We start from the raw sequence: 6,065 nt of genomic DNA, 5'->3' as shown, positions 1-6,065 counted from the left end.
CACCCCAGCAAACAAGCCGATCACCTCACTCAACCCGCATCCTCCGCTGGACACCGAAACGAGAACCACCCCGGACAACAACACGAGAACTTCCAGTAGTCGGGGTAGGGGTCGGCGAACGCCTCGGGCGCACGCACCGGGATGTGTGAACCGGGGCTGAGCCGGCCCTGCTTAGCGGGGGTGCTGTCGACGATGAAGGACACCAGGTCGGGGCCGATGCCGCAGTAGTTGGTCAGGGTGGCGCTCTTGGCGGTGGCGCCGTAACCGACCACGGTCCGGCCCTCGTCACGGCAGCGCTCCAGCAGGGCCCGCAGGCCGTCGCGGACCTTGTCGACGTTGGCGTCGAAGCGCGCCAGGGTGCCGGGTTCGGTGACGCGGGCGGCCTTCTCCCGCTCCAGGAAGCGGCCGACCGCGGGGCTGGGCGTGCGGACACCGGGGCAGGCCACGGTGTAGCGGATCTCGCCCCCGTGCACCGGCAGCCACTCCGCGTCGACGAGTTCGAAGCCGTGGTGGGCCGCCATCGCCTGCACGGAGCGGACCGTGAAGAAGTAGAAGTGCTCGTCGTAGATCTGGTCGAACGACGTCCGCTCGAGGATGTCGGCCATGTACGGGTCCTCGAAGACGAAGACCCCGTCCGGGGCGAGGAGCGCGTCGACACCCCGGAAGACCGAGTCGACGTAGGAGATGTGGGAGAAGGTGTTCGCCGCGTAGATCACCTTCGCCGGGCCGTCGCCGGCGGCGACGGCGGCCGCGGTCTCCTCCTCGAAGAAGGCGTTGCGGACCCGGATGCCCTGCGCGGCGGCCGCCTCGGCGACGCCGGTGCTGGGCTCGACACCGAGATGGCGGCGGCCGGCCCGGCGGATCGTGTCGAGCATGACGCCGTCGTTGCTGCCGAACTCGACGAGGAAGTCTCCGGGGTCGCGCAGCTCGGTGTCGAGGAGGCAACGCGCCGTGCCGCGGAAGTGCTCCCCCCCATCACCGCCGACAGGGAGGACAGGTAGGGGTAGTCGGTGCGGAACATCCTCTCGCGCGGCACGTCCTCCAGCAGCTGCACCATGGTGCAGGACGTGCACATGGCAACGGCGAGCCGGTGGAAGAACTCCTCCGTCCCGCCGGCGGGGTCGACGAACGCGTCGGCGACGGGCTGGCGTCCGAAGTCGAAGAACTCGTGCAGTGCGCCGCCGCAGATACGGCAGTCGGGCGTGGCAGTCATGTTGCGTCCCTCAGCTCTGTCGGAGAGTCGGCCCCCGGGGCCGGGCGGGCACCCGCGCCGGTCGGCGGGGGCCCGCCCGGCCGCGGCGTTCGGGGAGGATCCCGGATGGTCGGGACCGTCCCCGTCGCGGCTCGACGATCGCTCAAAGAGGGCTGGATGACGTGGGCGGGACGTCAGTCCCGGGCCGTCGGGCCGTCGAAGAGCGGCCGGAGGAACCGGGCGGTCACTCCGGTGCCCCGGGCGATCCGGTCCGGAGTGCCCTCGGCGACGACGCGCCCGCCGCGGTGGCCGGCGCCCGGACCCATGTCGATGATCCAGTCCGCGCAGGCGGCGACGTGCAGATCGTGTTCGGCGACGACGACCGAGTTGCCGGCCTCCAGCAGGACGTCGAGGGCGTCGACGATGCGCTGCACGTCGGAGGGGTGCAGCCCGGTGGCGGGCTCGTCGAGCAGCACCATGCCGCGGCTGCGTCCGTCACTGCCCTGGAGGGTGGCGTTGGCCAGCTTGAGCCGCTGGGCCTCGCCGCCGGAGAGCTCGGTGCCGGCCTGGCCGAGCTGGAGGTACCCGAGTCCGGCGCGGCGCACGGCGTCCAGGGTGGCCACCAGGGGCCGGGGCGCGGTGAAGAACTCGGCGGCCTCGTCCACGGTCATGGCGAGCACCTCGTCGATCGACCGGTCCTGGTAGCGGACGGCCAGGATCTCGGGGGTGAAGCGGCGGCCCTCGCAGACGCCGCACACGACCCACATGTCCGGCATGAAGTGGAGGTCGACCTGGCGCTTGCCGTACCCGGTGCAGGTCTCGCAGCGCCCGCCGGGGGAGTTGAAGGAGAACGCGCCGGCGGTGAGGCCGCGGTCGCGGGCGCGCGGGGTGGCCGCGTACAGCTTGCGGATGAGGTCGAACGCCTTGGTGTAGGTGGCGGGGCAGGAGCGGGGAGTGCGACCGATGGGGTCCTGGTCGACGACCGTCACCCAGTCCAGGGCCGACGCGCCCTCGATCCGGGCGAGGGCGGCCGGCCGCTCGCCGCGCAGGGTGGCGGCGAGACCGTCGCCGAGGGCCTCGTGCAGCAGGCTGCTCTTGCCGCTGCCGTTGACCCCGGTGATGCAGGTGAGGGTGTTCAGCGGGACGGTGACGCGGTCCAGCCGTACGTTGTGGACGTCGACGCCCACCAGCGCGACATGGCCCGCCGCCCCGGCCTCCCGGCGCCTGGGCCGCCGTACGCGCGGTCCGCGGCCGGCGAGATAGGCGCCGGTGACGGACTCGGGGACGCGGCGCACCTCCTCGGGCGGGCCCGAGGCCACGAGGGTGCCGCCCCGCCGTCCGGCACCGGGGCCGAGGTCCACCACCCAGTCGGCCAGAGCGACGAGTTCGGGGTCGTGCTCCACGAGGAGCACGGTGTTGCCGGCGTCGCGCAGGTCGGTGAGGATCTCGCGCAGGGGGTGCTTGTCGGCGGGGTGGAGCCCGGCGCTGGGCTCGTCGAGGACGAAGATGATGCCGGTGAGGTCCATGTTCAGCTGCGCGGTGACGCGGGCGCGCTGGAGTTCGCCGCCGGACATGGACGGCGCGGTGCGCAGCGGCTGGAGATGCCCGAGGCCGAGCGCCGTCATCAGCCGTAACCGCTTCTCGAGGCCGGGCAGGAAGGTGGCGGCGACCTCGCGCTGCATGGGCGTGAGCGTGGGTTCGACGGTCCCCGCCCAGGCGTGCGGCTCCTCCACGGACTTCTCGACGGCCTCCGGGTAAGTCAGCCCGCCGACCCGCAGGGTGCGCGCGACCTCCCCGTAGCCGGTGCCGCCGCAGGCATGGCAGACCTCGCGCCGCATGAAGCTCGCGTAGTGCTGCCTGGCCGACTCGCTGCCCGCGGTCTCGTGCAGCCGCGTCATCTCGGCGAGGACGCCCTTGAGGGGGACGCTGCGCTCGACGGTGGTCTCGCTGCCGGACTTCTTCTGACGGGTGGTGATGCGGAAACCGACCGGCTCGTCCCCGGTACCGTGCAGGACGGCGTGCCGGAACGCCTCGGGCAGCTCCCTCCACGGCAGTTCGAGGTCGGCACCGTACCGTTCGGCGAGCGCCGGCAGGCCCGGGGCTGCGGCCACGGTCAGCAGGCTGATGACGCCGGGCACGGAGCCGGCGGTCATGACGGCGCGGGGGCCGCACCGGCCGAGAACGCATCCGGCGCGTCCCCCGGCGAGGGCGGAGACGACGAGAGCGAGGGAGAACACCGCGGTGGTCGCCTCGGCCGGCCAGCCGGTCACGGCGGTGGACCGGGCGTCGGGGACGGGGAAGGCGCAGCAGGCGATGCCCCGACCGGTGATCTGCGTGGCGCAGAGGGCGGGCAGGGCGGGCAGGGCGGCGCGGGGCCGCAACCGGTCCCCTGTTCCGGTCGCGGTCCCGCGCGTGGAGGTCCCCAGGCCGGTCACACGCCGCAGCAGCCGCCCGCCGGGGCCTGCCCGGCTCCCGCCCCGGCCTCGTCGGAGGCGGGGGCGGCGAGCCGGACGAGCTGTGGTGCGGGCGCGCAGCAGCCACCACCGTCAGCCTCCCGGGCGTCGGGGACGTCGAACAGGCCGGCGCCGCCGCAGACTCCGGTCTCGGGCAGGGTGAGTTCGACACGGCCGGCGGCCTCGAGGTCGCCGGCGATCGCGGCGGCGACGGAGCGGACCTGTTCGTAGCCGGTCATGGCCAGGAACGTGGGGGCACGGCCGTAGGACTTCGTTCCGACCAGGTACACGCTCTGCTCCGGATGGGAGAGCTCGCGATGGCCGTGCGGGTAGACGGTGCCGCAGGAGTGCTGGTTGGGGTCGATCAGCGGAGCGAGTGCGACGGGCGCCTGGAGGCGCTCGTCGAGGCCCAGGCGCAGCTCGCCGAGGAAGGACAGGTCGGGACGGAAGCCGGTCAGGACGATCACCTCGTCGACCGGGTCCAGGCGGCGCCCGTCCTCGCCGACCAGGACCAGACGGCCGTCGTCCGCCCGCTCGATCGCCTCGGTACGGAAGCCGGTGACCGCGTCCGCATATCCCTCGTCGACGGCGGCCTTCGCCGCCAGGCCCAGGGCGCCGCGCGCCGGGAGCCGGTCGGCTTCGCCGCCGCCGAAGGTGGAGCCCGAAATGCCCCGGCGCACGATCCACACGCCCTTCGTGCCCGCACCGTCGTCGGACTTGGCGAGGTCGGCGAGGTGGGCGAGGGCGGTGAAGGCGGAGGCGCCGGAGCCGACGACGGCGGTGCGCTTGCCCGTGTACCGGGAGCGTACTGCGGGGTCCTCAAGGTCCGGGACGCGGTAGGTGATCCGGTCCGCGGCGGCCTTCTCCCCGAGAGCGGGCAGTCCGCTGCCGCCGGCCGGGCTGGGCGTGGACCAGGTGCCGGAGGCGTCGATGACGGCACGGGCCAGGAGGCGCTCCTCACGGCCGTCGGCATGAGCGACGTGCACGACGAACGGCTGCCGCTCGCGGTCGGCGTCCACGATCCGGTCCCGGCCGGCCCGGGAGACGCCGGTGACACGCGCGCCGAAGCGGACGCGCTCGCCCAGGACGTCGGCGAGGGGCTGCAGGTAGAGGCCGGCCCAGTCGCCGCCGGAGGGGTAGGTGGCCGGGTCGGGCCGGGTCCAGCCGGTGGGGGCGAGGAGCTTCTCGGCGGCCGGGTCGACGACCTCGCCCCAGGTGGAGAACAGGCGCACGTGCGCCCACTCGCGCACCGCGGCACCAGCCCTCTGACCGGCTTCCAGGACCAGGGGCTCGATGCCCTGGTCGACCAGATGGGCGGCGGCGGCCAGACCGATGGGTCCGGCCCCGATCACGACGACGGGCGGCTCGGTGGTGTCGGGCGCGTTCACGGCGACTCCTCGCATATTTCGACATCTGTCGATGGCTTGTGCGGCCCAGCATGGCACCTGTATTGACAGGAGTCAACATAGACATGGATCGAAATCAGGGGGATTGCCGATCGTGCACGTCGGCACCGCCATGACCGGTGGCGACCAGACCGGTCCCGCGACCGCTCGCGCGCTGCCGCACCGAGGGCTGCGGCCGGCGGCACGGGAGGCGTCCGACCGGTCGGCCGGGCCGTGGCCGCGTCACCGCGACAGCCTCACGCTGTTCTCGCCCGCCCGGTACACCCCCCTGCCCCGGATCCCGTTCCCCGGCGCCGCCGCCACCGCCACACGCACCGCGACGAGGCCGCCACCCACCTCACCGCCTGCGCCGACCGCCTGGACACCGGCATCCGCACCGGCTGCCACGCCAGCGCGGTCCGCCGCACCGGCGGCGGCTTCGAGGCGGAACCGGAGAGCAGTCACCGGCCGTCCACGCGGGCCGCCGTGACGGCCACCGGAACGTCCGGGCGCCTGCACCGGCCGGCGCCGCCCGGGCTGGAGCCGTTCACCGGGCAGATCCCGCACACCGCCGGCCACCACGGCCCGGCCCCGTCCACCGGCCGCCGGGCGGCCGCGGCCGGGACGGGCAGCTCCGCGGCGCAGAACACCGCCGAGCTCACCACCACCGCACGCGTCACCCTCACCATCCGCACCCCAACAAAATTCGCAGCCCAGCACCCCCTCGGCCACGACTCGCACGTCCGGCCGACCCGCACCGGCCCGGACACCACACCCCTCACCCGGCTCCCGCCGCACCCGCCGCACCCGCCGCACCCGCCGCACCCGCCGGCGCAGCCCGCCCCCGACGACGGCCGCCACCAGACCGCCCCGGCCGCCGGACAGCCCGCCCGTCGGCCCCTGTTCACCGGCACCGACGGAGCCAAACCCGTCCGGCCGGACGGACAACAGGAGGTGGCGTCGATGGCATAGCGGGCGGCCGACTCCGGCATCGTCGTGTGGAAGGCGGTGTCGAAGACGGCGACCTGCGGCAGG

The 6,065-nt window shown here is 74.1% G+C and carries 4 protein-coding genes and 2 pseudogenes; 1 reads left to right on the top strand and 5 read right to left on the bottom strand.

The genetic code is table 11. The features are described 5' to 3' along the window. Positions 1-29: 29 nt before the first annotated feature. The 4 genes and pseudogenes from ABZ340_RS36175 to ABZ340_RS36160 all read right to left on the bottom strand — a co-directional run bounded on the left by ABZ340_RS36175 (position 30) and on the right by ABZ340_RS36160 (position 5,033). On the bottom strand, positions 30-875 hold the full coding sequence (locus ABZ340_RS36175; RefSeq protein WP_358786139.1) for a class I SAM-dependent methyltransferase: 846 nt from the start codon (positions 873-875) through the stop codon (positions 30-32). A gap of 200 nt (positions 876-1,075) precedes the next feature. Beyond that, positions 1,076-1,213, bottom strand: a pseudogene (locus tag ABZ340_RS36170) (hypothetical protein); the annotation flags it as partial. 173 nt (positions 1,214-1,386) lie between these two features. Beyond that, positions 1,387-3,627, bottom strand: coding sequence for an excinuclease ABC subunit UvrA (locus ABZ340_RS36165; RefSeq protein WP_358786138.1), 2,241 nt, complete (start codon positions 3,625-3,627; stop codon positions 1,387-1,389). Next, positions 3,624-5,033, bottom strand: coding sequence for an NAD(P)-binding domain-containing protein (locus tag ABZ340_RS36160; protein ID WP_358786137.1), 1,410 nt, complete (start codon positions 5,031-5,033; stop codon positions 3,624-3,626). Before ABZ340_RS36160 ends, ABZ340_RS36165 begins: the two co-directional genes overlap by 4 nt. 231 nt (positions 5,034-5,264) lie before the next feature. Here ABZ340_RS36160 and ABZ340_RS36155 point away from each other — a divergent pair, with 231 nt between their 5' ends. Continuing rightward, the gene (locus ABZ340_RS36155; RefSeq protein WP_358786140.1) at positions 5,265-6,002 is read left to right on the top strand and encodes a hypothetical protein; all 738 of its coding nucleotides are present in this window, start codon (positions 5,265-5,267) and stop codon (positions 6,000-6,002) included. Here the strand turns inward: ABZ340_RS36155 and ABZ340_RS36150 are convergent. Next, positions 5,990-6,065, bottom strand: a pseudogene (locus tag ABZ340_RS36150) (hypothetical protein); the annotation flags it as partial. The gene ABZ340_RS36155 and the pseudogene ABZ340_RS36150 overlap by 13 nt on opposite strands.

The sequence above is a fragment of the Streptomyces sp. NPDC006134 genome (assembly GCF_040628835.1).
GTDB lineage: Bacteria > Actinomycetota > Actinomycetes > Streptomycetales > Streptomycetaceae > Streptomyces.
Note: the sequence above shows the minus strand (reverse complement) of the source record. Positions and strands in the feature narration are given on the sequence as shown.

Coding starts and splice junctions, on each gene's coding strand:
- ABZ340_RS36175 (WP_358786139.1), bottom strand. CDS start 875: ATGCTCGACACGATCCGCCGGGCCGGCCGCCGCCATCTCGGTGTCGAG.